This window comes from Pseudomonas antarctica, assembly GCF_001647715.1.
Lineage (GTDB): Bacteria > Pseudomonadota > Gammaproteobacteria > Pseudomonadales > Pseudomonadaceae > Aquipseudomonas > Aquipseudomonas antarctica_A.
This window is the reverse complement of sequence record NZ_CP015600.1, coordinates 2015674-2042019: the sequence shown is the minus strand read 5'-3', so window position 1 is coordinate 2042019 and position 26346 is coordinate 2015674. Positions and strand designations below refer to the sequence as shown.

Annotated in this window: 24 protein-coding genes; 14 read left to right on the top strand and 10 right to left on the bottom strand. The window is 59.3% G+C overall.

Annotation, left to right across the window (positions count from 1 at the left end):
• Positions 1 to 266: 266 nt before the first annotated feature.
• On the bottom strand, positions 267 to 503 hold the full coding sequence (locus A7J50_RS09465; protein WP_064451561.1) for a glutaredoxin family protein: 237 nt from the start codon (positions 501 to 503) through the stop codon (positions 267 to 269).
• Between the two features lie 146 nt (positions 504 to 649).
• Here A7J50_RS09465 and A7J50_RS09460 point away from each other — a divergent pair, with 146 nt between their 5' ends.
• Complete coding sequence (locus A7J50_RS09460) at positions 650 to 2374, top strand: cation:proton antiporter (RefSeq protein WP_156526265.1); 1725 nt, start codon at positions 650 to 652, stop codon at positions 2372 to 2374.
• Here A7J50_RS09460 and A7J50_RS09455 read toward each other — a convergent pair.
• Positions 2361 to 3569 carry an ammonium transporter gene (locus A7J50_RS09455; protein ID WP_064454885.1) on the bottom strand — a complete coding sequence of 403 codons (1209 nt, stop codon included), beginning with the start codon at positions 3567 to 3569 and terminating at the stop codon, positions 2361 to 2363. The two genes, A7J50_RS09460 and A7J50_RS09455, sit on opposite strands and share 14 nt — an antisense overlap.
• 347 nt (positions 3570 to 3916) lie before the next feature.
• Between A7J50_RS09455 and A7J50_RS09450 the strand changes: the two genes are divergently transcribed.
• The 8 genes from A7J50_RS09450 to A7J50_RS09415 all read left to right on the top strand — a co-directional run bounded on the left by A7J50_RS09450 (position 3917) and on the right by A7J50_RS09415 (position 12699).
• Positions 3917 to 4231: a DUF883 family protein gene (locus A7J50_RS09450; protein WP_053255177.1), complete on the top strand. Its 315-nt coding sequence runs from the start codon at positions 3917 to 3919 to the stop codon at positions 4229 to 4231.
• A 4-nt stretch (positions 4232 to 4235) separates the two neighbouring features.
• Positions 4236 to 4622, top strand: a complete 387-nt coding sequence (locus tag A7J50_RS09445; protein ID WP_064451560.1) for a phage holin family protein — start codon at positions 4236 to 4238, stop codon at positions 4620 to 4622.
• A complete protein-coding gene (locus A7J50_RS09440; RefSeq protein ID WP_064451559.1) occupies positions 4619 to 4960 on the top strand; it encodes a hypothetical protein in 342 nt (113 codons plus the stop codon). The genes A7J50_RS09445 and A7J50_RS09440 overlap by 4 nt, the downstream gene beginning before the upstream one ends.
• A 92-nt stretch (positions 4961 to 5052) precedes the next feature.
• Positions 5053 to 6216 carry an EAL domain-containing protein gene (locus tag A7J50_RS09435; protein ID WP_064451558.1) on the top strand — a complete coding sequence of 388 codons (1164 nt, stop codon included), beginning with the start codon at positions 5053 to 5055 and terminating at the stop codon, positions 6214 to 6216.
• 71 nt (positions 6217 to 6287) lie between these two features.
• Positions 6288 to 7619, top strand: a complete 1332-nt coding sequence (locus tag A7J50_RS09430; RefSeq protein ID WP_064451557.1) for a deoxyguanosinetriphosphate triphosphohydrolase — start codon at positions 6288 to 6290, stop codon at positions 7617 to 7619.
• Between the two features lie 157 nt (positions 7620 to 7776).
• Positions 7777 to 8172 (top strand): response regulator, encoded by a 396-nt coding sequence (locus A7J50_RS09425; protein WP_064451556.1) that lies wholly within the window; start codon positions 7777 to 7779, stop codon positions 8170 to 8172.
• Positions 8173 to 8428: 256 nt separating this feature from the next.
• Complete coding sequence (locus A7J50_RS09420; protein WP_064451555.1) at positions 8429 to 9055, top strand: response regulator transcription factor; 627 nt, start codon at positions 8429 to 8431, stop codon at positions 9053 to 9055.
• 8 nt (positions 9056 to 9063) lie between these two features.
• Positions 9064 to 12699 (top strand): transporter substrate-binding domain-containing protein, encoded by a 3636-nt coding sequence (locus tag A7J50_RS09415; RefSeq protein ID WP_064451554.1) that lies wholly within the window; start codon positions 9064 to 9066, stop codon positions 12697 to 12699.
• Between the two features lie 25 nt (positions 12700 to 12724).
• Here A7J50_RS09415 and A7J50_RS09410 read toward each other — a convergent pair whose 3' ends face one another.
• Together A7J50_RS09410 and A7J50_RS09405 are read right to left on the bottom strand one after the other, a co-directional pair.
• Positions 12725 to 13207 carry a GAF domain-containing protein gene (locus A7J50_RS09410; RefSeq protein WP_064451553.1) on the bottom strand — a complete coding sequence of 161 codons (483 nt, stop codon included), beginning with the start codon at positions 13205 to 13207 and terminating at the stop codon, positions 12725 to 12727.
• Positions 13204 to 14094 (bottom strand): ATP-binding protein, encoded by an 891-nt coding sequence (locus A7J50_RS09405; protein WP_064451552.1) that lies wholly within the window; start codon positions 14092 to 14094, stop codon positions 13204 to 13206. The genes A7J50_RS09410 and A7J50_RS09405 overlap by 4 nt, the downstream gene beginning before the upstream one ends.
• 163 nt (positions 14095 to 14257) lie before the next feature.
• Here A7J50_RS09405 and A7J50_RS09400 point away from each other — a divergent pair, with 163 nt between their 5' ends.
• Positions 14258 to 16567 carry a hybrid sensor histidine kinase/response regulator gene (locus A7J50_RS09400; RefSeq protein WP_064454884.1) on the top strand — a complete coding sequence of 770 codons (2310 nt, stop codon included), beginning with the start codon at positions 14258 to 14260 and terminating at the stop codon, positions 16565 to 16567.
• Here A7J50_RS09400 and A7J50_RS09395 read toward each other — a convergent pair.
• The 3 genes from A7J50_RS09395 to msrB form a co-directional block, all read right to left on the bottom strand.
• The gene (locus A7J50_RS09395) at positions 16521 to 17012 is read right to left on the bottom strand and encodes a MarR family winged helix-turn-helix transcriptional regulator (protein ID WP_064451551.1); all 492 of its coding nucleotides are present in this window, start codon (positions 17010 to 17012) and stop codon (positions 16521 to 16523) included. The genes A7J50_RS09400 and A7J50_RS09395 overlap by 47 nt on opposite strands.
• Positions 17009 to 17494, bottom strand: coding sequence for a glutathione peroxidase (locus tag A7J50_RS09390; protein WP_053255166.1), 486 nt, complete (start codon positions 17492 to 17494; stop codon positions 17009 to 17011). The genes A7J50_RS09395 and A7J50_RS09390 overlap by 4 nt, the downstream gene beginning before the upstream one ends.
• A 132-nt stretch (positions 17495 to 17626) precedes the next feature.
• Positions 17627 to 18019, bottom strand: a complete 393-nt coding sequence (gene msrB, locus A7J50_RS09385) for a peptide-methionine (R)-S-oxide reductase MsrB (protein WP_064451550.1) — start codon at positions 18017 to 18019, stop codon at positions 17627 to 17629.
• Between the two features lie 202 nt (positions 18020 to 18221).
• On the opposite strand from msrB, the gene A7J50_RS09380 reads away from it, so the two are divergent.
• Both A7J50_RS09380 and htpX read left to right on the top strand, forming a co-directional pair.
• Positions 18222 to 19433: a pyridoxal phosphate-dependent aminotransferase gene (locus tag A7J50_RS09380; RefSeq protein WP_058411776.1), complete on the top strand. Its 1212-nt coding sequence runs from the start codon at positions 18222 to 18224 to the stop codon at positions 19431 to 19433.
• A 304-nt stretch (positions 19434 to 19737) separates the two neighbouring features.
• The gene (htpX, locus tag A7J50_RS09375; protein WP_064451549.1) at positions 19738 to 20625 is read left to right on the top strand and encodes a protease HtpX; all 888 of its coding nucleotides are present in this window, start codon (positions 19738 to 19740) and stop codon (positions 20623 to 20625) included.
• Positions 20626 to 20682: 57 nt separating this feature from the next.
• On the opposite strand, the gene A7J50_RS09370 is transcribed toward htpX, so the two are convergent.
• Positions 20683 to 21339: a thiopurine S-methyltransferase gene (locus A7J50_RS09370; RefSeq protein WP_064451548.1), complete on the bottom strand. Its 657-nt coding sequence runs from the start codon at positions 21337 to 21339 to the stop codon at positions 20683 to 20685.
• Between the two features lie 103 nt (positions 21340 to 21442).
• Between A7J50_RS09370 and A7J50_RS09365 the strand changes: the two genes are divergently transcribed.
• Positions 21443 to 22210: a DODA-type extradiol aromatic ring-opening family dioxygenase gene (locus tag A7J50_RS09365; protein ID WP_064451547.1), complete on the top strand. Its 768-nt coding sequence runs from the start codon at positions 21443 to 21445 to the stop codon at positions 22208 to 22210.
• A 389-nt stretch (positions 22211 to 22599) separates the two neighbouring features.
• On the opposite strand, the gene A7J50_RS09360 is transcribed toward A7J50_RS09365, so the two are convergent.
• On the bottom strand, positions 22600 to 24273 hold the full coding sequence (locus A7J50_RS09360; protein ID WP_053255160.1) for a DEAD/DEAH box helicase: 1674 nt from the start codon (positions 24271 to 24273) through the stop codon (positions 22600 to 22602).
• Positions 24274 to 24696: 423 nt separating this feature from the next.
• Here A7J50_RS09360 and A7J50_RS09355 point away from each other — a divergent pair, with 423 nt between their 5' ends.
• Positions 24697 to 25488 carry a crotonase/enoyl-CoA hydratase family protein gene (locus tag A7J50_RS09355; RefSeq protein ID WP_064451546.1) on the top strand — a complete coding sequence of 264 codons (792 nt, stop codon included), beginning with the start codon at positions 24697 to 24699 and terminating at the stop codon, positions 25486 to 25488.
• A gap of 28 nt (positions 25489 to 25516) precedes the next feature.
• Here the strand turns inward: A7J50_RS09355 and A7J50_RS09350 are convergent, their stop codons facing one another.
• Positions 25517 to 26272: a spermidine synthase gene (locus tag A7J50_RS09350; protein ID WP_064451545.1), complete on the bottom strand. Its 756-nt coding sequence runs from the start codon at positions 26270 to 26272 to the stop codon at positions 25517 to 25519.
• Positions 26273 to 26346: the final 74 nt, after the last annotated feature.

Here is a 26346-nt window from a genome sequence, read left to right as displayed (position 1 = left end):
TTGACTCTCTGAACACACTGGAAACGGTATAAAACCCTTTTGTGTTTTAGCCGGTGCCGATACGGATATTGAACCCGCGAATCTATTGGCAGCACGAACTCGGCGCGGAGGGAATCCCCATAGAAACGTCGCATGTTCGGCGCAATAAATACGCCATGGCCTGTGCGCTCAAATAGTCTGGAAAAACCAACGCCCGCCAACCCACCGATTTTTTGAGTTCCCACTGGCGGGGGTAGCAAAAAATCGGTGGGTCGTTCGGCCTCTTCCTAAAGCAGAAACGAGACCACCTGTTCCGTGTCAAACGGCCAGCCCAATTCAGCCCCTGTATCCACCCGCCGAAGCACCGGAATACGCAGGCCGTAGGCCTCGAACAGAGCTTCGGAGTCGGCAATATCGACCAGCTCGACCATCAAACCGTGTTCGACCAGCGGCATGACTTCTTCTTCGGCGAGCTCACACAGATGGCAGCCCAGTGTGGTGAACAACTGACATTCAGGAGTCATGACAAAGTGACCTGATAGGAAGTAGGTCACTATTCTATGCTCACCCCGATACGGCCAACAGCCCACAATCCCTGATCCAGATCACCATGGCCTATCACTGAGTCAGCGATCCTCGCGGCTTTTTGCCCGCTCACCCCGCAATGGAGATGCACGTGTTCGCCAACCTGCTGATCATTCTGGCTTCATCCCTGGTGGTGATTGCGCTGTTTCGCCGGCTACGACTGCCGCCCGTGCTCGGCTATCTGTGCGTGGGCCTGGCCGTGGGGCCCACCGCGCTGGACTGGGTGAATGACAGTGAAGACCTGCCTGACCTCGCCGAGTTGGGGGTGGTATTCCTGCTGTTTTCCCTTGGGTTGGAATTTTCCCTCACCAAGATGTTCGCGTTGCGCAGCGTGGTATTCGGGCTGGGCAGCTTGCAGGTACTGGGCTGCGGTGTGCTGCTGGGAGGCCTGCTGATGGGGTTTGGTCTGGCGCCCGGCGTCGCCCTGTTGCTGGGCGCCGGGCTGGCGTTGTCCTCCACGGCCATCGTCAGCAAGGAGCTGACCAGCCTTGGGGAAATTTTCAGCAGCCATGGCCAGAACGCGATTGGCGTGCTGCTGTTCCAAGATGTGGTGGCAGTGCTGCTGCTCACCTTGGTGCCGGTGTTTGCCGGTAACAGCGACCAGGCCTGGTACTGGGCGTTGCCGCTGACGTTGGGTAAAACCGTGCTGTTGTTCGTCGGCCTGCTGTTCGCCAGTCGCTGGTTATTGCCACGCCTGTTTCACGAAGTCGCGGCGTCCCATTCAGCGGAGCTGTTTGTGTTGTTGGCCCTGGTGATCGTATTGCTGACTGCCTGGCTCACGCACTTACTGGGGCTCTCCCCGGCCCTCGGTGCTTTCCTGGCGGGCATGCTGTTGGGCGAAAGCCATTACCGGCATCAGATCGAAGCCGACATCCGGCCGTTTCGCGATATCCTGCTGGGGCTGTTTTTTGTCAGCATCGGCATGCTCATCGACCTGCAGCTGTTCGTCAGCCATAGCCTGCTGATCCTCGGCTTGACCCTCGCACTGATGCTGATCAAGGCCTCGGTGGTCGCGGCCTTGGTCAAACTGCGCGGCAGCGACCGTGAAACGGCCTGGCGCAGCGGCCTGGCCCTGGCCCAGGGCGGCGAGTTCTGTTTTGCGCTGATGGCGCAAATGCAACACAGCCGGTTGATACCCGAAGCGTTCAACGGCCTGCTGCTCGCTGCCACCTTCTGCTCGATGCTGCTGACCCCGCTGTTACTGCGCGCTGCGCCGACGATTGCCATGCGCCTGCACCGCAAGCCCAACCAGCAGGTGCAACTGGAAGCAATCACCGCGCTCAACGCCCAATTGAGCGGCCACGTGGTGATTTGCGGGTATGGCCGCGTCGGACAATCCATCGGGCGCTTTCTGCACCGCGAGCAACAGGCGTTCATCGCACTGGATGATGATCCGGCGCAGGTGCAGCAAGCCGCCACGGACGACAGCAGCGTGCACTACGGTGACTGTCGCCGTGGTGCCCTGCTGAGTGCGGTCGGCCTGGAACGCGCGCGGTTAGTGGTGATCGCGGTGGATAACAGCGATGTCGCACTGTTGGTATTGATGGAGGCACGCCGGATCAATCCGGACGTGCCGATTCTGGTGCGCACCCGTGACGACAGCCAGTTGGCTGAACTGAAAGCCGCAGGCGCCAGCGAAGTGGTGCCCGAACTGCTGGAGTCGAGCCTGATGCTCGCCTCCCACGCCTTGATCCTGCTCGGGCTTTCGGACGAACAGGTGCAGGCGCGGGTCGACGAGGTGCGGCGTAACCGCTATCGCCTATTGCACGGTTTCTACCCGCGAACCGACGAGCCGATCAATCCTGACTGACCGCGCCGATCTTGTGGATCGACAGGTCCGCGCCGTAGTACTCCTGTTCCTGGCTCAAGCGCAGCCCGTGCACGCGCTTGATCACGCCGTACACCAACAGGCCGCCGACCAGCGCCACCGCCACCCCCAGCGCGGTGCCGATCAACTGGCTGATCAGGCTCACGCCGCCCAAGCCGCCAAGAGCGGTCTGGCCGAACAGGCCGCATGCGATACCGCCCCACACGCCGCACAAGCCATGCAATGGCCACACGCCCAGCACGTCATCGATTTTCCAGCGATCCTGGGCGGCGATGAAGAACCACACGAACAAACCACCGGCGACGACACCGGTGACCAGTGCGCCCACAGGGTGCATCAAGTCGGACCCGGCGCAGATCGCCACCAGCCCGGCCAGCGGACCGTTATGCAGGAAGCCAGGGTCATTGCGGCCGATCACCAGGGCAGCAACAGTGCCGCCAACCATGGCCATCAGCGAGTTGACGGCGACGAGGCCGCTGACGCCATTCAAGGTCTGCGCGCTCATCACGTTAAAGCCGAACCAGCCAACGATCAGGATCCACGAACCCAACGCCAGGAAGGGAATGCTCGACGGCGCGAATGCCACCAGACGCCCTTCTCGATAGCGCCCGTTACGCGGGCCCAAGAGCAGCACCGCCGCCAGCGCCAGCCAACCGCCCATGGCGTGTACCACCACGGAACCGGCGAAGTCATGGAAGCTGGCACCAAAGGTGGCGAGCAACCAGCCTTGCAGGCCGAAATTGCCGTTCCACACCATGCCCTCGAAAAACGGGTAGATAAACGCCACGATCAGCGCGGTGGCACACAGCTGAGGCGCGAACTTTGCGCGCTCCGCAATGCCTCCGGAAATAATCGCCGGGATCGCCGCCGCAAAGGTCAGCAGGAAGAAAAACTTCACCAGGCCGTAGCCGTGATCGGCACTGATCACCGCCGCCGGCTGCATAAAGCTCACACCGTAGGAGATCCAGTAGCCTATAAAGAAATAAGCCAAGGTCGAGATAGCGAAGTCGCTGAGGATCTTCGACAGGGCGTTGACCTGGTTTTTCTGGCGCACGGTGCCGACTTCCAGGAACGCAAAACCGGCGTGCATGGCCAGGACCATGACCGCGCCAATCAAAATAAACAGGGTGTTGGAGCTGTGGACTAACGTGTCCACTGCACTTTGCAAATTTTCCATGGAGGTTGGCAGGCCTGCATTAAAGGCAAAAAGCACCAAAGCGGTTCAAGCCAGGGTTTCGCGCACTAAATTGGCACCGCCGGCCCCGCACCTCGTCAGAGGGCGTGAACCGCTTTAGCGCAGCGAACACCACAACAAGCCATTACCGACAGGGTTTTTCCGCGAGTTTGAGTTATTTAGGGTAAGGTTTTTCAAGGCATTAGCCTCAGGCCGCCCAGATTCAGCGCACGCCCCGGGGCATGCGCACCAAGGCAAAGCAAAAGCTGTACCAGACAATTGAAGTGAACCTTCACAGAAGCCTGTGACTCGAAACCACACGTACAGATCAGCCAATCACGGAGATAACCATGGCCAGAAGAACTGCAAAGACTGCTCAAGAGATACTGATGGCGGATTTTCAAACCCTGGTCAGTGACACTGAAAAGTTGCTCGACGACACTGCCGTGCTGGCCGGTGACCAGGCCGATGAGCTGCGTACCAAGATCCACGACAGCTTGCTCAAGGCCCGCGAAACCCTGCAACTGACCGAAGACTCTCTGCGCGAACGCGGCGCGGCGGCGGTCACTGCAACGGAAGATTACGTGCAGGCCAACCCTTGGCAGTCGGTGGGCATTGCCGCCGGCGTTGGTTTTCTGATCGGTCTGCTGGCTACAAGGCGCTAACATTATGTCTATCGGCGAATCCGGCTCGTCCACGAGCTCAAGCTCCACTTCCCGACGCCTGGGCGCGGCCGTTCTGGGCTTGCTGCACAGCCACGTCGAGTTATTTGGCATCGAGTTGCAAGAGCAGAAATCGCGCACGGTGAGCCTGTTGCTGTTCGCAGGCCTGGCGCTGGTGTTTGCCCTGCTGCTGTTGGTGGGGCTGTCGGCGCTGGTGATGATTTTGGTGTGGGACACTTACCGTCTCACCGGGATCATTAGCCTGTGCGTGTTCTATTCCCTGGCCGCAGCGTTCTGCGGAGTGCGCTTGAAGGCGGCGATATTCGATGAGTCCACGCCGTTCCATGCCACCCTTGAAGAACTGGCCAACGACCGGGAGCGCCTGCTGCCATGAGCATGACTGAAATCCCGCAAACCGCTTCCCGCCGCGAAATGCGCAAGGCGTTGATTCGCCTGCGCATGGAAATGCACCGCCAGGAAATCCGCCACGAGTCCCAGCAACTGATGGCCCCCCTGAACAAAATGCGCGACATGCGCCATAACTGGCAGGACAGCCTGGGCATCAAGCACGCGCCACTGTGGGGCGTGGCCGCGGTGACACTGATGGGCTTTTTTACCGGCAAGGGCGCCAAGGGCGGCAGTATCAGTAGCCTGACTCGCCTGGTGCGGCTGGGCGCCGGTTTGATCCCGCTGATTAAGTTGGCCATGCAAGGGGCTTCGCGCAAAGGTTGAACCGCGCTGGCTGCATTCTTGCAAACAGAATCGGCCCGGCCCTCGAACATGAGGGCCGGGCCTTTTTTTGCCAGCTCTCTTAAGGAGGCCCCGTGATCGACGGGCAACCGCTCGCCTGCTTCCAGCCGTTCATCGACACCGCCACCGGGCGCATTGCCGGTGTAGAGGCCCTCGGCCGCCTGCGCCAGGCTGATGGCCGCTTGCTGTCCGTGGGCCCTCTGTTTGCTGACCCGCGAACACCCGGCGTAACCTTGCGCCGCCTTGACCGACAAATCCGTGACAATGCTTTAAGTCGCCTCCATGAAGCGCCCGAAGACTGGTTTCTCAGCCTGAACATCTCGCCACGCTGGATCAATCGCCTGCGCCCTGGCCAAGCCTTGCCCAGTTTGAAACAGGTGCACGCCTACGGTATCGATCCGCGGCGCATCGTGTTTGAAATCACCGAGTTGGGAGGCGACATCCAGCGCCTGGCCGACGTGGTGGTGCGTTATCGCAACGCCGGTGCGCGGATCGCCATTGATGACTTCGGCGCCGGCTATTCCCAGCTGGACCGCGTTCTGGCGCTGCAACCGGATATTCTCAAGCTGGACATGCGCCTGTTCCAGGAAGCCGCTAAAGGCGGGCCGAGCAGTGACGTGGTAAGGGCGTTGGCGCAGATGGCGGAAAAAACCGGGTGCTGGATTATCGCCGAAGGCGTGGAAACCGAGGCGCAATTGAGTTTCGCCCTGGAATGCGGGGCGCGGTATGTGCAAGGTTACCTGTTTGCCCAGGCGCAGCTGGAATGGTTTGCAGCGGATGCCTTCGTAACGCGATTTGCCCAACTGCGTACGGTTTACGTCCAGCACAAACTCGCAGAGCGGGGCCGCTTGATGCAGTTGCGCCTGCAATTGGTCGAGCTGATGCGAATCCTGCAAACCTGGGCACAGTGCCGGGCGCCTCTGAATCAATTACCCCAATTGCCGGACTTCCCCTGGCTGCTGCGCTTTTACCAGTGCGACCGCCATGGCACCCAACTCACACCCAACTTCGAATGGCGCCAGGATGCCTGGCAGGCGGACAGCCGCTACCTGGGCCACAACTGGTCGTGGCGCCCCTACTTCTATCATCTGCTCGCCGAAGGCTGGGAGGAGCGACGCCTGACGCTCTCGTCGACATACCGCGACGCCACCACCAACCAGTATTGCCTGACCGCCGGACAATTCTTCGATAACGGCCAGCGCTTGCTGTTAATCGATATCGATGCGGCCGGCCTGTAGATTTTCGCTTGCCGAGGCCCCGCTGAACCGGGAAGCTGGGAGGGTCATTCACCGTACGGAGAGTACCCGCCTTGGATTGGCCCACCCTGCTGACACGCGAACGTCTTGGAAAGCCCCTGCACAGCCCCGAAGAACTCGGCCGCAGCCCGTTTCACAAAGACCACGACCGTATTATTTTCTCCGGCGCCTTCCGCCGACTTGGCCGCAAGACCCAAGTGCACCCGGTATCGAGCAATGACCATATCCATACCCGCCTGACCCACTCCCTGGAAGTCAGCTGCGTCGGCCGCTCCCTCGGTATGCGCGTGGGCGAAACCCTGCGCAGCGCCCTGCCCGACTGGTGTGAGCCGAGCGACCTGGGCATGGTGGTGCAATCGGCCTGCCTGGCCCATGACATCGGCAACCCGCCGTTCGGGCATTCCGGTGAAGACGCCATTCGCCACTGGTTCCAACAGGCGGCCGGGCGCGGCTGGCTGGATGACATGAGCACTGCCGAGCGCAATGACTTCCTCAATTTCGAAGGCAATGCCCAGGGTTTTCGGGTACTGACCCAGCTGGAATACCACCAGTTCGACGGCGGCACACGGCTGACCTATGCCACCCTCGGCACTTATTTGAAATACCCCTGGACCGCCCGCCACGCGGACTCATTGGGCTACAAGAAACATAAGTTTGGCTGTTATCAGAGCGAGCTGCCAATCCTTGAGCAGATCGCCCACAAACTCGGCCTGCCGCAGTTGGAAGAACAACGCTGGGCCCGTCATCCGTTGGTCTACCTGATGGAGGCGGCAGACGATATCTGCTACGCCTTGATCGACCTCGAAGACGGCCTGGAAATGGAATTGCTGGAATATGCCGAGGTGGAGTCGTTGTTGCTCGACCTGGTGGGTGACGATTTGCCCCAGACTTACCGGCAACTGGGCCCGGAGGACTCTCGTCGGCGAAAGCTGGCGATCCTGCGCGGTAAGGCGATCGAGCATCTGACCAATGCAGCCGCTCGGGCCTTTGTCGAACAACAGGACGCCTTGCTCGCCGGTACGCTGCCGGGTGACCTGGTGGAGCACATGCACGGTCCTGCCAAGCGCTGCGTACTGGATGCCAAGGACATGGCGCGTAAAAAAATCTTCCAGGACAAGCGCAAGACCCTGCACGAAATCGGCGCCTACACGACCTTGGAAATCCTCTTGAACGCCTTTTGCGGTGCCGCACTTGAGCAGCATGGGGGGCGCACGCCGTCGTTCAAGAACCGGCGCATCCTCGACTTGCTGGGCAACAGCGCGCCAAATCCAGCCTGGTCGCTGCACACTTCGTTTTTGCGCATGATCGACTTTATCGCGGGCATGACAGACAGCTATGCCACCGAGATGGCACGGGAGATGACCGGGCGTTCCAGCCCGCAGTGAAGATGATGGTCGCGCCGCCTGCTTCCCGTACAGATTTTACCTACGACGGGAACAGAGCGGCCTGATCGAATTCGCACACCCACTCGAGGAATAATCGCGCACGCTTCTGGCGGACTTGCTACGCCCGCGCCCCCTCTGAATGAGCCATGTGCCTTCTATGCCCCTACCCCGTCTTCGAATCCTGTTGGTGGAGGATCATCCCTTTCAGCTCCTGGCCACTCAGTGCCTGCTGAAAAGCTTCGGCTTCGAGCACGTGACCCTTGCAGAAAATGCCGAACAGGCCATCCGCACGATGTCCAGCGCCACGACTCCGTTTGACCTCATGCTGTGCGACCAATGCCTGCCTGATCTGCCAGGGCTGGAACTGGTGGAAATTGCCAGCCGCCGACACTTCATAAGCGGCGCCATTCTACTGAGCGGGCTGCCGGCGACGGAACTGTCCACCCTGACAACACAAGCCCTGCAACGCGGCCTGCCACTCCTTGGCTATTTATTGAAGCCTCTGAATAAAGACGAACTTGCAGCGTTGATCGCGCCAATAAGCCCACTATAAATACCGGACTTTAAACGCTCTTCAGCGACAGATGAGCGTCTGAAAACCAGCGCTGAATCTGTAGCTCCGTCCATCAGCACACTGATTCAAACATTGCTTACATCCGACGGCGCAAAGCCTTAATGGAGGGTAGGCAACTACCTTTTTTTATGTAGGAATTCTCCTGTTTTATATCTACTCCCCCAAAGGCTCATCCTACTCCGTCATCTTCTGAGCTAATGTGCCCGCTTTATTTGCACTTGCATGGAATATGATTATGAACACAGTTTTTATCATTGATGACCACCCGGTTATCAGGTTGGCGATTCGTATGTTGTTGGAGCACGAAGGTTATAAAGTCGTTGGCGAAACGGACAACGGTTGTGACGCGATACAAATGGTTCGCGAATGCCTACCGGACCTGATCATTCTGGATATCAGCATCCCGAAACTGGACGGCCTCGAAGTGCTGTGCCGATTCAACGCCATGAACACCTCCATGAAAACCCTGATTCTGACCGCCCAGAGCCCGACGTTGTTTGCCACGCGTTGCATGCGCTCGGGCGCAGATGGCTATGTGTGCAAGGAGGGTGACCTGAGCGAACTGCTGAGTGCCATTCGCGCGGTGCTGTCCGGTTACAACTACTTTCCCAGCCAGGCATTGAATAGCAATGGCGCCGACGGCAAGGACGGCCTGGAACTTGAACTGTTCAAGGCGGTAAACGACCGGGAACTGATGGTGTTGCAACTTTTCGCACAGGGCCGCACCAACAAAGAAATCGCCAAAGGTATGTTTCTAAGTAACAAGACAGTAAGTACTTACAAAAAAAGGCTGATGCAAAAACTTAAAGCCAAATCCTTGGTAGAACTTATCGAGATGGCAAAACGAAACGCGCTAGTGTGAGAAAGCGGATGCCCAGGCGTATAAAGGACTATCTGATTGTATTAATTGCCAGTATGTGCTTGAGCACTACTGTGCCCGCGACCCCTCAACCCGGTCCGGAACACTTCACCTTATTGAGCCGCGCGGGTACCGTTCAACTGGATACTCAACTGGACAAGGCTCAGCGCCAGTGGTTGCAGAACAAACGCGAGCTGGTGCTGGGCACCTCGGCACCTGACTACCCACCCTTCGACCTGACCTCCAGCGGCCACGACTATGAGGGCCTGACCGCCGATTACGCCGGGCTATTGGCCAAAGCCATGGCCCTGCCCATCAAGGTAGTGCGCTACCCAACGCGGGAAGCATCGATCCGCGCTCTGGAAACAGGTGAAATTGACCTGCTGGGTTCTTCCAACGGCTTTGAGGCCGCCAACCCGAATCTCATCCTGTCACAGCCGTACGCGGTGGATCAGCCGGTGCTGGTGACACGCGAAAGGGAAACGCGCAGTTTGAGCGATGGCCTGGCCGGGCTGCGCTTGAGCCTCGTCTACCATTACCTGCCGCTGAGCGAAGTGGAAAAGTTGTACCCGCAGGCGGATATCCGCGCCTTTCCCTCGTATCAAAACGCCTTGAATGCAGTGGCCTTTGATCAGGCCGATGTGTTTCTGGGCGACACCATCTCCACCCATTACATGATCAACAAGGGCTACCTGAAGAACGTTCGCATGGCCAATTTCGGCAAGCATGAAGCCTATGGTTTCAGCTTTGCGCTGCGTCAGGACCAGCCCATTTTGCTAAGCATTGTCGATTCGGTACTGGCGGCCATTCCCATCAATGAGCGGGACAGCATCGCCAAGCGCTGGAGCGCCGGCAGCGATATCTTGCTGACCGACAAGAAACTGCAACTGACCCAACGCGAAGCGCGCTGGTTGAAAGAGCACCCGGTCGTCAAAGTCGTGGTCAATGAAACCTTCGCGCCGCTGACGTTCTTTGATGCCGACGGCAACTTTCGCGGCATCACCGCCGACCTGCTGGAACTGATTCGCCTGCGTACCGGCTTGCGTTTCGAAATCCAGAGCAGTCGCGAGGTCAACGCGATGATAGAGCGGGTCATCTCGGGTAAGGCCGACGTCATCGGCGCGATCATCCCCAGCGCCGAGCGGGAGGCTCAGCTCAGTTTCAGTCGTCCCTACCTGGAAAACTCCTATGTCCTGCTGACTCGCAAGGAGCCCAACGCACCCTCGAGCCTGGAGCAGATGGCGGGCAAACGCCTGGCAATCACTGTAGGCAACCCGTTGGAAAAAATCCTGCAAAAGGAATTCCCCAAGATTCGCCTGGCGGAAGTCAGTGACACCTTCAAGGCATCAGAAATGCTGGCCCAAGGGAATGTAGACGGTGCGGTGAACTCATTGGTAATCGCCAACTACTTTCTGTCCTCCCAGGTTTTCCAGGACAAATTACAGATCAGCGCCAGCATCGGCACCCTTCCAGCCACTTTCGCCCTTGCGACACCACGCCGCGCCGTCGAGCTGAGTTCAATCCTGGACAAGGCACTGCTGAGTATTTCCCCGGATGAAATGGGGGTGATCAACAGCCGCTGGCGGGGTTACACACCCGCCTCTGACAGCTACTGGCGCAATTACCACGAGTTGATTGCGCAAATCATCATCGGTACTGGGTTGCTGCTGCTGATTTCCCTGACCTGGAACGCCTACATGCGCCGCCAGATCAAACACCGGAAGATGGCCGAACGGGCACTCAACGACCAATTCGAGTTCATGCGCGCACTGGTCAATGAAACGCCGCACCCGATTTACGTACGCGACCGTAAGGGCCTGCTGCAAACCTGCAATGACAGTTACCTGCAAGTGTTCGGAGTCAAACGCGAAGAGGTGATTGGCAAGAGTGTGGTCCAAATGGACATGGCTCTGGAGTCGGAGGCGGCGCAGTACCACGCCGACTACCAACGGGTGGTAGCGGAAGGTAACCCGCTGATCCTCGATCGCTCCCTGCATATTCACGGAAAAAAACTGACGATCTACCATTGGATTCTTCCCTATCGCGACTCGGACGGCGAAGTTCAGGGCATTATCGGCGGTTGGATCGACATCAGTGACCGGCGCCAACTGTTCGACGAACTGCGCGCCGCCAAGGAACGCGCCGACGAGGCCAACCGGGCCAAAAGCACCTTTCTCGCCACCATGAGCCATGAAATTCGCACGCCGATGAATGCGGTGATCGGGATGTTGGAACTGACCCTCAAGCGCGCCGACCAGGGCCATCTTGATCGCCCGGCTATCGAAGTGGCCTACAACTCGGCCAAGGATCTGCTGGAGCTGATTGGCGATATCCTCGACATTGCTCGCATCGAGTCAGGCCGCCTGAGCCTTGCACCTGAGCGCGTAAATCTGCGGGAAGTGATCGAGTCGGTGGTACGCGTTTTCGATGGCCTGGCCCGCCAGAAAACCCTCAGCCTGTTGCTTGAATTCGACACGGATCTGGACGACACCGCCGTGCTGATCGACCCGCTGCGCTTCAAGCAGGTGCTGTCCAATCTGGTCAGCAACGCGATCAAATTCACCGAGCACGGACAGGTGAAGATCAAGGTGCAGGTGCAAGCCACCACACTGCCGAACGAGATCCAGATGAAACTGGTGGTCGAGGACACGGGCATCGGCATCAGCCGGGACGACCAATTGCGCCTGTTCGAACCCTTTGCCCAGGCCGACAACTCCGGACACCTGGCCAGGAGTGGAGCCGGCCTGGGGCTGGTGATCTGTCGCAGCCTGTGCGAAATGATGGGGGGGCAACTGAGCCTGAGCAGCGTGCCCATGGTGGGCACTCAAGTACAGGTCAGCCTGAAGATGACGTGCCTGCAGCCAAGCGAGGTACAGGACGAACTCAAGTCACAGCCGCCCGCTGCCGCGCCGGTACTCAATGTACTGGTGGTGGACGACCACCCGGCCAATCGCTTGCTGATGTGCCAGCAATTGGGTTATCTGGGGCATCAGTTCACGGCTGCCCAGCAGGGTGCCGCCGGGTTTCTGGCCTGGCGTCAGGAGCGCTTCGACCTGGTGATAGCCGACTGCAACATGCCCGTCATGAATGGCTATGAGTTGAGTCGCTCAATCCGTGAATATGAGCAGCGAGAGCAACAGGCACCCTGTGTGATACTCGGCTTCACCGCCAATGCCCAGCCCGAGGAGAAACATCGCTGCGCGCAAGCGGGCATGAACGACTGCCTGTTCAAACCCATCAGTCTTACGGCGCTGGAGCAGCAACTGGCGCGGATCAGACCTCAATCGGCGGTCCTGCGCCTGGACCTCGACTGCCTGGATGCACTGACCGGGGGCGATCCGCAATTGAGCCGGCGCTTGCTGGAGGAACTGTTGGACAGCAGTCGTCATGACCGCCAGGACCTGCTGACCTTGATGGCCAGACAGGCGCCGCCCCACGAAATCATTGAGCAAGCTCACAAGATCAAGGGCGCCGCGCGCATCGTCCAGGCATGCTCACTGGCCGCGCAATGCGAAGCACTGGAGCAGGCGTGCGCCCATAGCGATGATCGCCCCCTGATCGAGGCCGAGGTGAAGTTCCTGGAAAAACTCATGCTGGAACTGGAGAGGACACTGCAAGTGCAGCTCCATAAGCTGGACAGCCAATAACCGAGGCCAGCCCTCTACGCCCAGGTCAGCAGTCGGTCAAGCGTAGAAAAATCGCCGCCAATTGTTCAATACCCGCCTGGTCCTGCTCGTTAAAACGGGCCAGCGACGGGCTGTCCAGATCAAGAACGCCAATCAGCACGCCATCCTTGATCAATGGCACCACCAGTTCGCTGTTGGAGGCGCTGTCACAGGCGATATGGCCGGGGAACGCATGTACATCGTCCACCCGCTGGGTTTGCCGTGATGCTGCCGCTGCGCCGCATACGCCACGACCGAACGGAATGCGTACGCAAGCGATCTGGCCCTGAAACGGGCCAAGCACCAGCTCTTCATGGCGGTTGAGGTAGAAACCTGCCCAGTTCAAGTCGTCCAACTGGTTGAACAGGAATGCAGAGAACTGGGCGCTGTTAGCGATAAAGTCACGCTCATCGGCCAGCAGCGATTCCAGTTGTGCACACAACATGGCATAGCCATCCAGGCCGGTGCCGGCCTGTTGCAAATCGATCATGGTTGACGCTCCAGCAGTTTGAGTCCTACCCAGTAACGGGCGAATTGATACGCGCAACGGCCGTTGCGATTGCCACGCCCGGTGGCCCAGCGTACGGCAAGGATGTCGAGGGCTTCATCGCGCTGCCACTGCAAGCCGGCCTTGCTGGCCAACTCGCCGATCCAGTGTTCGACCACCTCCAGAAAGTGTTCCTGGCTGAACGGGTAGAACGACAGCCACAGGCCAAAACGGTCGGACAGGGCGATCTTGTCTTCCACCGCCTCACTGGGGTGCAACTCACCGTCCACCCGCTTCCAGTTGTCATTGTCGCTCTGGTTTTCCGGCACCAGGTGACGACGGTTGGAGGTGGCATACAGCAACACGTTTTCCGGCGCCTGCTCCAGGGAGCCGTCCAACACGCTTTTGAGCACGCGGTAATCGCCCTCGCCCGCCTCGAAAGACAGGTCGTCGCAGAACAGGATAAAACGCTGCGGCAGCTTGAGCAGTTGCTCGACGACGCGGGGCAGGTCAGCCAGGTGATCACGCTCGATTTCAATCAGGCGCAACCCCGCCTTGGCGTGCCGGGCCAGCAAGGCGCGCACCATCGACGATTTACCGGTGCCGCGTGAGCCCCACAGCAGCGCATGGTTGGCAGGCAGCCCATCCAGAAATTGCTGGGTGTTACGTGCCAGTTGTTCACGCTGTTTGTCTATGCCGATGAGGTCAGACAAGCGCATATCCAGGCTCACTTCCAGCGGCAGCAAAAAGCCACTGCGGCCTTCGCGCTGCCAACGGGCAGCAAGGCACTGGTTCCAGTCGATGGCTTGGCGCGGCGCAGGTAACAGCGGCTCCAGACGAGCAAGTACCGCATCGGCGCGCTCAAGAAAGGCATTCAATCGAGAATCCACGATTATTCCTCTGGCAAGTTCTTGCAAAAGATGGCGTATTGGCAACCCTGTGGCAGACCGCACAAGGCTGCGTATAAAACGATTCATGCCGGCCAAGCCAGAGCCAGTGGATGTTCAGCTATGCTTGCCGGGCGAAGGGAAACGTGAAGTGGTTCAACACTCGATGGATATCAAGTTCGCCCACCGCTTGTCTTATAAACAAGCCAGATTGACTGTGCTGGTAGGTTTCGTCTTGGGAACCTTGCTCAGCCTGATCCAAATCGGCATTGATTATGCCAGCGAAGACGCATCGATCAACCGTGAAATACGCTCACTGATCGAAATCAGCCATAACCCCGCCTCGCGTATTGCCTACAACATTGATGCTGAACTCGCCCAGGAACTGACCCAGGGCCTGCTGCATTCCCCGGCGATTACCCGCGCGCAACTGATCGACAACAATGGCGTGGTCCTGGCCGACGTGAATCGACCGCGCAAGGAAAGTGCTTACCGGCCCATCAGCGATTTTCTGTTTGGTGCCAACCGTGAGTTCGAAGACCGGCTGTTCCTGAGCCACATGCCCAATGATTCTCTCGGCGTGCTGCGTCTGGACGTGGACACCTACACCTTTGGCAGCCGTTTCCTGCACCGTGCCGAGATTACCCTGCTCAACGGGTTCGCCCGCAGCCTGCTCCTGACAGGAATCCTGCTGGGCCTGTTCTACGTGATGCTGACCCAGCCGCTGGTGCGCATTATTCGCGCACTGAGTACCAGCAAGCAGGCCCGCCTGGATTGCCCACCGGGTCACGAAAACGATGAAATCGGCGTACTGGTCAACGTCGCCAACCAGCAATTTGAAAACATGGAAACCGAAATCGAGCAACGGCGCCACGCCGAGGACCGCCTTACCGAATACTTGGGCCAACTGGAAGATATCGTCTCCGCACGCACCTTGGAGCTCAAGGCCAGCAACCAACGTTTGAGCCAATCCAACGATGAGCTGGAGGCGGCAAAATTGACCGCTTTGGGCATGGCCCAGGCCCGCGCCGCATTCCTGGCCAATATGAGTCACGAGATCCGCACGCCGCTGAATGGTTTGCTGGGCATGATCGCGTTGTCACTGGACAGCCCGTTGAACGCCGAACAGCGCCAGCAGCTGTCCATCGCCCACGACTCGGGCAAAGTGTTGGTGGAATTGCTGAACGATATTCTCGACCTGTCTAAGTTTGACGCCGGCCAATTGGAGTTGGAGCGCATCCCGTTTGATCTCGGCTCCCTGGTGGAAGACACCGCCAACTTGCTGTCGCAGAACGCGGCGCCGAGTGTCGAGTTAACCTGCCTGATCGACCCACTCTTTCCCGCCCAGGTGATAGGCGACCCGACACGTGTGCGGCAAATCGTCAGCAATCTGCTCTCCAATGCCTTGAAGTTCACCCGCTTCGGCCGTGTCGATGTGCGCCTCAGCGCACAGGATGGCCGGGTAAAAATCGAGGTCTGTGACACGGGCATCGGTATCGCCCAGGAAGCGCAGGTGAAGATATTCCAGCCCTTCACCCAGGCAGGTGCGGGGATCACACGCCAATTTGGCGGAACGGGACTTGGGTTGGCGTTGACGCACAACCTGTGTGAGGCGATGAAGGGCCGGTTGAGTATCAGCTCGGAGGTTGGTTTTGGAAGCCAGTTCTGTGCTGATCTGCCGCTGCCCATGCATTTGCCCGCCGCCCGTTACGCGCCCCTGGCGGGTGAGGTAATCGTCATCACCAGCGGCAGCAATGGCCTGACAGAGTTGCTGACCACGCTGCTGCCCCATTGGGGCCTGGCACCGCGCTGCTATTCACAGGACGATGACCTGAGCGGGCAAACCCCCGACCTGCTGATCACTGACTGCCCGGAGTGCCTGTTCCGCCTGCGCCCGGCGATTAGCGCGCCCATTCTGCTGGTCACTGCCTATGGCAACTTCATGCCCAGCGAGGAGGTCGCCGCCCTTGCGCCGCTGCAGCAACAGGCACGCCCGCTGAGCCGCAACGCGCTGTACCAGATTCTGCAGCGCAACCTGCGCAGCGACGCGCAACTGATCCTCGACCCTATCCAAATGGAAAGCGCGCCCCTCGCGCAGCGGGCGCGCATCCTGTTGGTGGAAGACAACCCGGTCAATCAGTTGGTGGCCAAAGGCATGCTCAGCAAGCTGGGATGCGAAGTCATAGTGGCCGCCCACGGCGGCGAAGCACTCAGGCTCCTTGAAGAACAGCGCTTCGACATGGTGTTGATGGACTGCAATATGCCAGTGATGGACGGCTACGAAGCCAGCCGGCAGATTCGCCGCAGCGGGCGCTGGCCGGACCTGCCTATCGTCGCCTTGACCGCCAACGCCCTCTCGGAAGAACGCGAGCGTTGTCGGGCGGCGGGGATGGATGACTACCTGGCCAAGCCGTTCCGCCGCGAAGAACTCAAGGCCCTGCTGGACCTTTGGGTGCCTGACACGACAAGCCTTTAATCTGCGCCAGCAACTGGTCCAGGCCGTCGCGCAAGGCGTCGGCCTGGTTCAGGTCCACGCCGCTGTCGCACAGCAGCCGGGCTTTCAAGGCATGCGCCTGGTCGCGCAACTGCAAACCCGCTGTACTTAGACTCAGGTGCATCTCACGCTCATCCAGCGTGCTGCGCTGACGCTTCACCAGCGCGAGCAGCTCCAGACGCTTGAGCAATGGCGTCAGCGTCCCGGAGTCGAGCATCAGGCGCTCGCCCAGGGCTTTGACCGTGGGTTGCGGCGGCGTTGCGTCCTGCCACTCCCACAGCACCAGCATCACCACGTACTGCGGGTAGGTCAGGCCCAACTGATCGAGCATCGGCTTGTAAGCGCGCGTCACCGCGCGGGACGCGGCATAGAGCTTGAAACACAACTGGTCGTCCAGCGCCAGGGACACGGCGGGCACGTCGGTCATTTGAGCAGGGCTTCGATCTCTTGGGTCAAGTCCTCCGGCTTGGTGGTCGGAGCAAAACGCTTGACCACCTGACCGTCGCGACCGATCAGGAACTTGGTGAAGTTCCACTTGATGCCCTTCGAGCCCAGCAAGCCGGGCGCCTGTTTTTTTAACTGCACAAACAGCGGGTGGGCATCGCTGCCGTTAACGTCGATCTTTTTGAACAGTGGGAAGCTGACGCCGAAATTCAGCTCACAGAACTCGGAAATCGCGCCTTCGTTACCCGGTTCCTGCTTGCCAAACTGGTTGCAGGGAAAGCCCAGTACCACCAGGCCTTGATCCTTGTACTGCTGCCAAAGTTGCTCCAGCCCCTTGTACTGCGGGGTGAAGCCACATTTGCTGGCGGTATTGACCACCAGGACAGCCTTGCCGGCGAAATCGGCCAAGGTCTTTTGCTCACCCTTGATGGTGGTGCACGGGATGCTCAGCAGGTTGTCACTCATGGCAGCGCCTCGAAATGAAAGGGGGTAAGAGCCAGGAAGATAGTAGGCAATTCAATTGCGTGCAATTTAATTGACCAGACTAATACCTCGTCATGGACCGCCCCGCCACCTTTGGCCGGGGCGGTACAAGGCTTAGCGCGGCACCAGGTCCAGGCACACCGAATTGATACAGTAGCGCAGGCCGGTCGGCGGCGGACCGTCGGGGAACACGTGCCCCAGGTGCGCATCGCACTTGGCGCAAGTGACTTCGGTTCGGATCATGCCATGGCTGACATCACGGATCTCGATCATCGCGCTGTCGGCAATCGGCGCGTAGAAGCTCGGCCAGCCGCAGCCGGAATCGAATTTGGTGTTGGAGTCGAACAGTGGCTCATTGCAGCAAATGCAGTGGTATACGCCATCTGTCTTGGTGCCATTGTACTTACCGCTGAAAGGTCGCTCGGTGCCCTTGAGACGGCACACGTTGTACTGCTCTGGATCGAGCATCGCCTTCCATTCATCAACGGTTTTCTGCAACTTTTCCATCGGTACACCTCGGCAACTGAAAAAGCCTGATCTGTGTCTTTTCCATGGATCAGGCGGCACGTATGATTGCGCCTCGTCAAAACGCCAGTCTGGCACCCGCGCTATCGGCATTCAAACGTATTTATGGGTGCAGGCCTCGCAGGATTCGCAGTACGGTAGTGTCCACACCGTCTGGATCGTTCATTTTCAGGATCACATCGCCATGCAGGTCAGCAAATCGAACAAGCTCGCCAACGTCTGTTACGACATTCGCGGCCCAGTGCTCAAGCACGCCAAACGCCTGGAAGAGGAAGGCCATCGCATCCTCAAGCTGAACATTGGCAACCCGGCGCCCTTTGGTTTCGAAGCGCCGGACGAAATCCTCCAGGACGTGATCCGCAACCTGCCGACCGCCCAGGGCTACAGCGACTCCAAAGGCCTGTTCAGCGCACGTAAAGCGGTAATGCAGTATTACCAGCAAAAGCAGGTGGAAGGTGTCGGCATCGAAGACATCTACCTGGGCAATGGCGTGTCCGAGTTGATCGTGATGTCCATGCAGGCCCTGCTCAACAATGGCGATGAAGTGCTGGTGCCGGCGCCCGACTACCCGCTGTGGACCGCCGCCGTGACGCTGGCGGGTGGCCACCCGGTGCATTACCTGTGCGATGAAGGCGCCGACTGGTTCCCGGACCTCGCCGACATCAAGGCCAAGATCACCCCGAACACCAAAGCCCTGGTGATCATCAACCCGAACAACCCCACTGGCGCCGTGTATTCCAAGGAAGTGTTGCTGGGCATGCTCGAACTGGCACGCCAGCACAACCTGGTGGTGTTCTCGGACGAGATCTACGACAAGATCCTCTACGACGATGCTGTGCACATTTGCACGGGTTCCCTGGCACCGGACCTGCTGTGCCTGACCTTCAACGGCCTGTCCAAGTCCTATCGCGTGGCAGGTTTCCGCTCCGGCTGGATCGCTATCTCCGGTCCTAAGCACAACGCCCAGAGCTACATCGAAGGCATCGACATGCTGGCCAATATGCGCCTGTGTGCCAACGTGCCGAGCCAGCATGCGATCCAGACCGCCCTCGGCGGCTACCAGAGCATCAACGACCTGGTATTGCCCCAGGGTCGCCTGCTGGAACAACGCAACCGCACCTGGGAATTGCTCAACGCAATTCCGGGTGTCAGTTGCGTAAAACCGATGGGCGCGCTGTACGCGTTCCCGCGAATCGACCCCAAAGTGTGCCCGATCTTCAACGACGAGAAGTTCGTGCTCGACCTGCTGTTGTCGGAAAAGCTGCTGGTGGTCCAGGGAACGGCGTTCAACTGGCCGTGGCCGGATCACTTCCGAGTGGTGACCTTGCCACGTGTAGATGACCTGGACATGGCCATTGGTCGCATCGGCAACTTCCTGAAGTCGTATCGCCAGTAATGCAAATATCGCTGTACGATCACTATCAGGTCGTACAGCGAGTATCTGGCAACACTTCTCTGCACTGCCCCCCTCCTCTGCTGTCGCTGCACACCACGGACCGGTCAGCCCCCTATGATTACAGGGCGCCAAGGCAGGGGTGCGGTTATCCCGACCTACTTTTCAGGTGGGAAATGCCTTTCAAGACTCTACATTCATGCTGTAGGACACAGTTTGAAATAGTCGCTCGGTTGAATCACCCCAGGCCGCACCTTATATACCCCGCAGTACGCGACATATTAAGCATGAGGAGAACTCTACAACCATGATGCGCATCCTGCTGTTCTTGGCCACTAACCTGGCGGTCGTGCTGATTGCCAGCATCACCCTGAGCCTTTTTGGCTTCAACGGGTTCATGGCGGCCAACGGGGTTGATCTGAACCTCAATCAGCTGCTGGTTTTCTGTGCGGTCTTTGGTTTTGCCGGCTCACTGTTCTCGCTGTTCATCTCCAAGTGGATGGCAAAGATGAGCACCAGCACCCAGGTCATCACCCAGCCACGCACCCGGCATGAGCAATGGTTGCTGCAAACCGTTGAGCAATTGTCCCGCGAGGCCGGAATCAAGATGCCTGAGGTCGGGATCTTCCCGGCCTATGAAGCCAACGCCTTTGCCACCGGCTGGAACAAGAACGACGCGCTCGTTGCGGTGAGCCAGGGCATGCTGGAACGCTTCTCATACGATGAAGTGAAGGCAGTACTGGCCCACGAGATCGGTCACGTGGCCAACGGCGACATGGTTACCCTGGCGCTGGTACAAGGCGTGGTGAACACCTTCGTGATGTTCTTCGCACGGATCATCGGCAACTTCGTCGACAAGGTGATCTTCAAGAACGAAGAGGGCCGTGGCATTGCCTACTTCGTGGCGACCATCTTCGCGGAAGTGGTGCTGGGCTTCCTGGCCAGTGCCATCACCATGTGGTTCTCGCGCAAACGCGAATTCCGCGCAGACGAAGCCGGTGCCCGCCTGGCCGGTACCGGGGCAATGATCGCAGCGCTGCAACACCTGCGCTCCGAACAGGGCCTGCCGGTGCACATGCCCGACAGCCTGACAGCCTTTGGTATCAACGGTGGCATCAAGCAAGGCTTTGCACGCATGTTCATGAGCCACCCACCGCTGGAAGAGCGTATCGACGCGCTGCGTCGCCGGGGCTGATTACCGGTAGCTACGCAAAAAGGGGCGATTTGATCGCCCCTTTTTTATGCCTGCGATTTACACCTTGTCCAACCGATAGGCACGCTCTTCAAGACGCGTGACACCGTCCTGCATCGCCTTCCAGCTCTCGCTCAGGATGTCTCGCTCTTCCAACACCTCCAGGCCCCAACGGGAGCCGAGCAACACCCGGACTTCTTCGTCGGTTACCGCAAACGGTGGGCCGACCTTCTGCGTCTGGTCATAATCCAGCGTGATCAACAATCCCTTGCAGCCAGGCCGCAGCAGACTATTGAGATGCTCGGTATATTGCGCCCGCATCAGTGGCGGCAACGCGATCAACGCCGCACGGTCGTAAAGCGCTGTGCAATCGTTCACCGCACCGGCGTCGAGAGCAAAGAAGTCGCCACACCACACCTCGATCAGCCCGGACTGATACACCTTGAACACACCTTGCTGGCGAATATGCGGTGTCAGCGACTGCTCACTGAAGAAGGCTTCAACTGCCTGCTCCGACAACTCCACGCCCATCACCGAATATTCGAGACTCGCCAGCCAGATCAAATCCAGGCTTTTGCCACACAGCGGTACCAGCACCTTGGCTCCGTCAGACAAGCCCAGCGCTGGCCAATGCCGCAGCAGGTAGGGATTGACCTCGGGCAGATGAAAACCGATCTGGTTGCGCGCCCAACGCTCTTGCCAAAACTTAGGCTCCATAAATCACCCTGAAAATTCGATCAAAAGGGGCTAAAACTTATATTAGATTTAGATCAATGATCTGATTGAAGATGAGCCCATCTTAACGCTCAGGACCCCACTTATGCTCCCCAGCCTGTTTATCTCCCACGGCTCACCCATGCTTGCGCTGCAACCTGGCGCCAGCGGCCCGGCGCTGCGGCGTTTGGCGGCTGAACTGCCACGGCCCAAGGCGATTGTAGTAGTGTCCGCGCACTGGGAAAGCCAAGAATTACTGGTCACCGGCAGCGCCGCTCCGGAAACCTGGCACGATTTCGGGGGTTTCCCCCGCGAACTGTTTGCCGTGCAATACCCGGCGCCGGGCGACCCACAGTTGGCGAGTGAAATTGTCGACCTGCTCAATGCTGACGGCCTGGATGCGCGAATCGATGATCGCCGCCCCTTCGACCACGGCACCTGGGTGCCGCTATCGCTGATGTACCCGGCGGCGGACATTCCAGTGGTGCAAGTCTCGCTGCCCAGCCGCATGGGCCCGGCCCTGCAGACCCGAGTCGGGCACGCGCTCGCCGGTTTGCGCGAGCAAGGCGTGCTGTTGATCGGCTCCGGCAGCATCACCCATAACCTCGGCGAGCTGAACTGGCACGCTGGCCCCGAGAGCATCGAGCCCTGGGCACGCGACTTCCGCGACTGGGTGGTGGATAAACTCGCCGCCAACGACGAAGCGGCCTTGCACGACTATCGCCGCCAGGCGCCCCATGCCGTGCGCAGCCATCCCAGCGATGAACACCTGTTGCCGCTGTACTTTGCGCGTGGCGCCGGTGGCGACTTCAGTGTGGCGCATCAGGGGTTCACGATGGGCGCGCTGGGGATGGACATCTACCGTTTCGGCTAACAGAGATCTAAAGGTGGGAGCTGTGTTGCCCATCCTGCCCAGAAGAACTGGCGCGCCTGCTGGGCTGAGCCTGAAATGCTCTCTAATCGACAACAGAGATCAACTGTGGGAGCGGGCTTGCTCGCGAATGCGGTGGGTCAGTCAGCCTCCATGTGTCTGAAAGACTGCATTCGCGAGCAAGCCCGCTCCCACATGGGATCTTGGGTGTCTGGTAGAGCGGTGACTCAGGCGGCGGTGTGTCAGTTGCCCGAAATGTTGGCGGGTACACCGCTATCGCAGGCAAGCCAGCTCCCACAGTTGATCGCGTAGTCCTCCAGAAATGCCAGGCAAAAAAAATCCCCGAACCAGTCGGGGATTTTTTATGTGCGATCAATCAGCCCAAGGGCGGATCAATCTTCGCGGTAGCGACGCAGCTTCAGCTGCTTACCGGCAACGCGAGTGTCTTTCAGCTTGGCCAGCAGTTTTTCCAGGCCGTCTTCCGGCAGTTCCACCAGGGAGAAGCTGTCACGGACCTGAATGCGACCGATCGCTTCACGTGCCAGGCCACCCTCGTTGAGGATAGCGCCCAGCAGGTTCTTGGCAGCGATGCCATCACGCGCGCCCAGCGCGGTACGGCAGCGAGCACGGCCTTCAGCCAATGGAACCGGAGCGCGACGCTCACGATCACCACGGTCTGGACGATCACCGGTACGCTCTGGACGATCACCGCGTGGCGCGTTGTTCGGAACCAGTGGGCGTTCTTTCTCGATGGCTGCCAGGGTCAGGGCCTGACCGTTGGTTGCTTTGCGCAGCAGAGCTGCAGCCAGGGCACGTGGGGTGCAACCGATATCGGCAGTCAGGCGGTCCAGCAGTTCGCCGTGGGTCGATTCAGCATCAGCCACCAGCGGCGACAAGCTGTTGGTCAGTTTCTTGATGCGCGCATCGAGAACAGCCTGGGCATCCGGCAGGCGGACTTCGGCAACTTTCTGACCGGTAACGCGCTCGATCACTTGCAGCATGCGGCGCTCACGTGGAGTCACCAGCAGCAGTGCACGACCTTCGCGACCGGCACGGCCGGTACGGCCGATACGGTGAACGTAGGACTCTGGGTCGTACGGCATGTCAACGTTGAACACGTGGGTGATACGTGGAACGTCGAGGCCACGGGCAGCAACGTCGGTCGCCACAACGATGTCCAGACGGCCATCCTTGAGGGAGTCAATCACGCGCTCACGTTGGTTCTGGGCAATGTCACCGTTCAGCGCAGCGGCTTTGTAGCCTTTGGCTTCCAGGGCACTGGCCAGGTCCAGGGTCGCTTGCTTGGTGCGCACGAACATGATCAGGGCGTCGAAGTCTTCAACTTCCAGCAGGCTCAATACAGCCGAGGTCTTCTGGTCAGCGTGAACCAACAGGTGAGCCTGTTCGATCGCGGTAACGGTCTGAGTCTTGGTCTGGATCTTCACGTGTTGCGGATCGCGCAGGTGGCGTTCGGCAATGGCACGGATCGACTGTGGCAGGGTCGCCGAGAACAGTACGGTCTGACGGGTCGGTGGCAGTGCCTTGAAGATGACTTCCAGGTCATCCATGAAGCCCAGCTTCAACATTTCGTCAGCTTCGTCCAGAACCAGGTGGTTCACGGTCGACAGGACTTTTTCGTCACGACGCAGGTGGTCGCACAGACGGCCCGGGGTGGCGACAACGATCTGTGCGCCGTTACGGATTGCTTTCAGTTGTGGGCCCATAGGCGCGCCGCCGTAAACGGCCACAACGGTTACGCCTGGCATTTGCTTGGCGTAGGTTTCGAAAGCGGTTGCTACTTGCAGCGCCAACTCACGGGTTGGCGCCAGGATCAGGGCTTGCGGCTCGCGCTTGGCAGGATCGATGCAATGCAGAATAGGCAGGGCGAACGCGGCGGTTTTACCGGTACCGGTTTGCGCCTGGCCAATCATGTCCTGGCCGGCCATGATGATCGGGATCGATTGCTGCTGAATAGCCGAAGGTTCTTCGTAGCCAGTCGCGATGACGGCAGCAAGAATGTTCGGGTTAAGATTAAAAGCGGCGAAGCCGCCGGTTTCCTGGGTCATGGGTCTGCCTCTAAGTGCATCCGCAAAGACCCATGCTCCAAAGCTGCGCATGCCGTGTTGAGACTCAAGAGTCGCCCTGGCTGCTTTGTCGGCGGGGATTTGCGAAAACGAATGAATGAAAAAGATTCGTCAAGGGAGAGTCCGCTGTGCGGACGTGCAGCCGAAGCTGACTTCGGGGAATTGCGCTACCTAAACGCGGCCCGGTTAAAGGCCGGCGCGCACTATACCGGAAATACCTGAAAAAGGGAGCTTTTTTTATCTGAAAGCGCCGATAAACCGCGCTGCGTCACAGTCTTTGCAGATACCCGCTCCAGGGTCTATTTTTCAAAGGCCCGGCCCTGTTGGTCATAACACTTAAACGCTTCACCTATCCATCAAGACCCTTTGGTCTGAAACCTTAACCAAGCCCTGAGGGCCCACCCGATGAATCAAGCCAACAGCCGTCGCGTCAGCCGTGAATTACAGGGCCATGTCCTGCTGTTGGGCCTGAACCGGGTGGAAAAGCGCAACGCCTTTGACCTGGAGTTGCTCAATGAGCTGAGCCTGGCCTACGGCGAATTTGATCGAAACGACGACGCGCGGGTCGCCGTGGTGTTTGCCCACGGCGACCACTTCACCGCCGGGCTGGACCTGGCCAATGTCAGCGGCGTGATGTCGGGCGGCTGGCAACCGCCCTTGGGTGGGTGCGATCCGTGGGGCGTGTTCGCCGGGCCCAGGGTCAGCAAACCGGTGATCGTCGCGGCTCAGGGTTACTGCCTGACTATCGGTATCGAGTTGATGCTGGCGGCGGATATCAATATTTGCGCGAGCAACACGCGCTTTGCGCAGATGGAAGTACAGCGTGGGATCTTTCCGTTTGGCGGCGCGACATTGCGCTTCCATCAAGTGGCCGGTTGGGGCAATGCGATGCGCTGGTTGCTCACCGGTGATGAATTCGACGCGCATGAAGCGCTGCGTCTCGGGCTCGTGCAGGAAGTGATGGCCAGTGAAGACCTGCTGCCCCGCGCCATCGAACTGGCCAGCCGCATTGCCCGCCAGGCGCCGCTGGGCGTACAGGCGACGTTGATGTCGGCGCGTCAGGCGCGCATGGAGGGCGAGACCGTCGCGGCGGCAGGGTTGCAGCCATTGGTGGAGAAGCTACTCAACAGCGAAGATGCCAAAGAGGGTGTGCGGGCGATGATTGAGAAGCGCCCGGGGGTGTTCAAAGGTATTTGAACACCCGCGATGGCGCCAGTGAAGACAACTAAGTCGCCGGCCGAATAGCCTTGATCAACGCCTGCAACGAATACCCCAACCGCGGCGCCAGCGCTTCGGCACGGGACGACAGCGCAGGCAGGTCCAATTCCTGATCAAGCTCCGAAGGCACCAGCAGAATCACATTGCCCTCCTTCACCGGCAGCTCCCAGTAGTGCCGGTGATACAACCCGCGCAGCAAGGCCGCGCCCAGCGGTTTGCCGTCGTCGGTCGCCCACTGGTTGATCACCAGCCAGCCACCCGGGTTGAGTTTCTTTTGGCAGTTTTCCAGAAAGGTCCAGGCCAGATGCCCGACGCCCGGGCCAACATCGGTGTACAGGTCGACGAAAATCAGGTCGGCCGTCTCCGCGGTGTCGAGCAATTGCAGCGCGTCACCAATGCGGATGTACAGGCGCGGATCGTCATCCAGCCCCAGGTACTCAATAGCCAGGCGTGGCACATCCGGGCGCAGCTCGATGGCTTCGACGTCTTCCAGCGGCAGGAACTTGAGGCACGCCTGGGTCAGCGTGCCGGCGCCAAGGCCCAGGAACAGCGCGCTTTCCGGCTGCTCATGGCACAACGCACCAATCAACATTGCACGGGTGTAGTCGTACTCCAGCCAGCTCGGGTCGGCGGTAAATACGCAACTTTGCTCGATGGCATCGCCAAACTCGAGAAACCGGTAATCGGCCACTTCGAGCACACGGATCATGCCGAAATCATCATGGACTTCGGCCAGCAGGCGCTCGACACGCTCCTCGGTCATCACTACTCCTAAAGGGTTTACCGCACGGCAAAGGCGCGATTGTCGGCCAACCGGCGGCAACAGGTCACGCACTA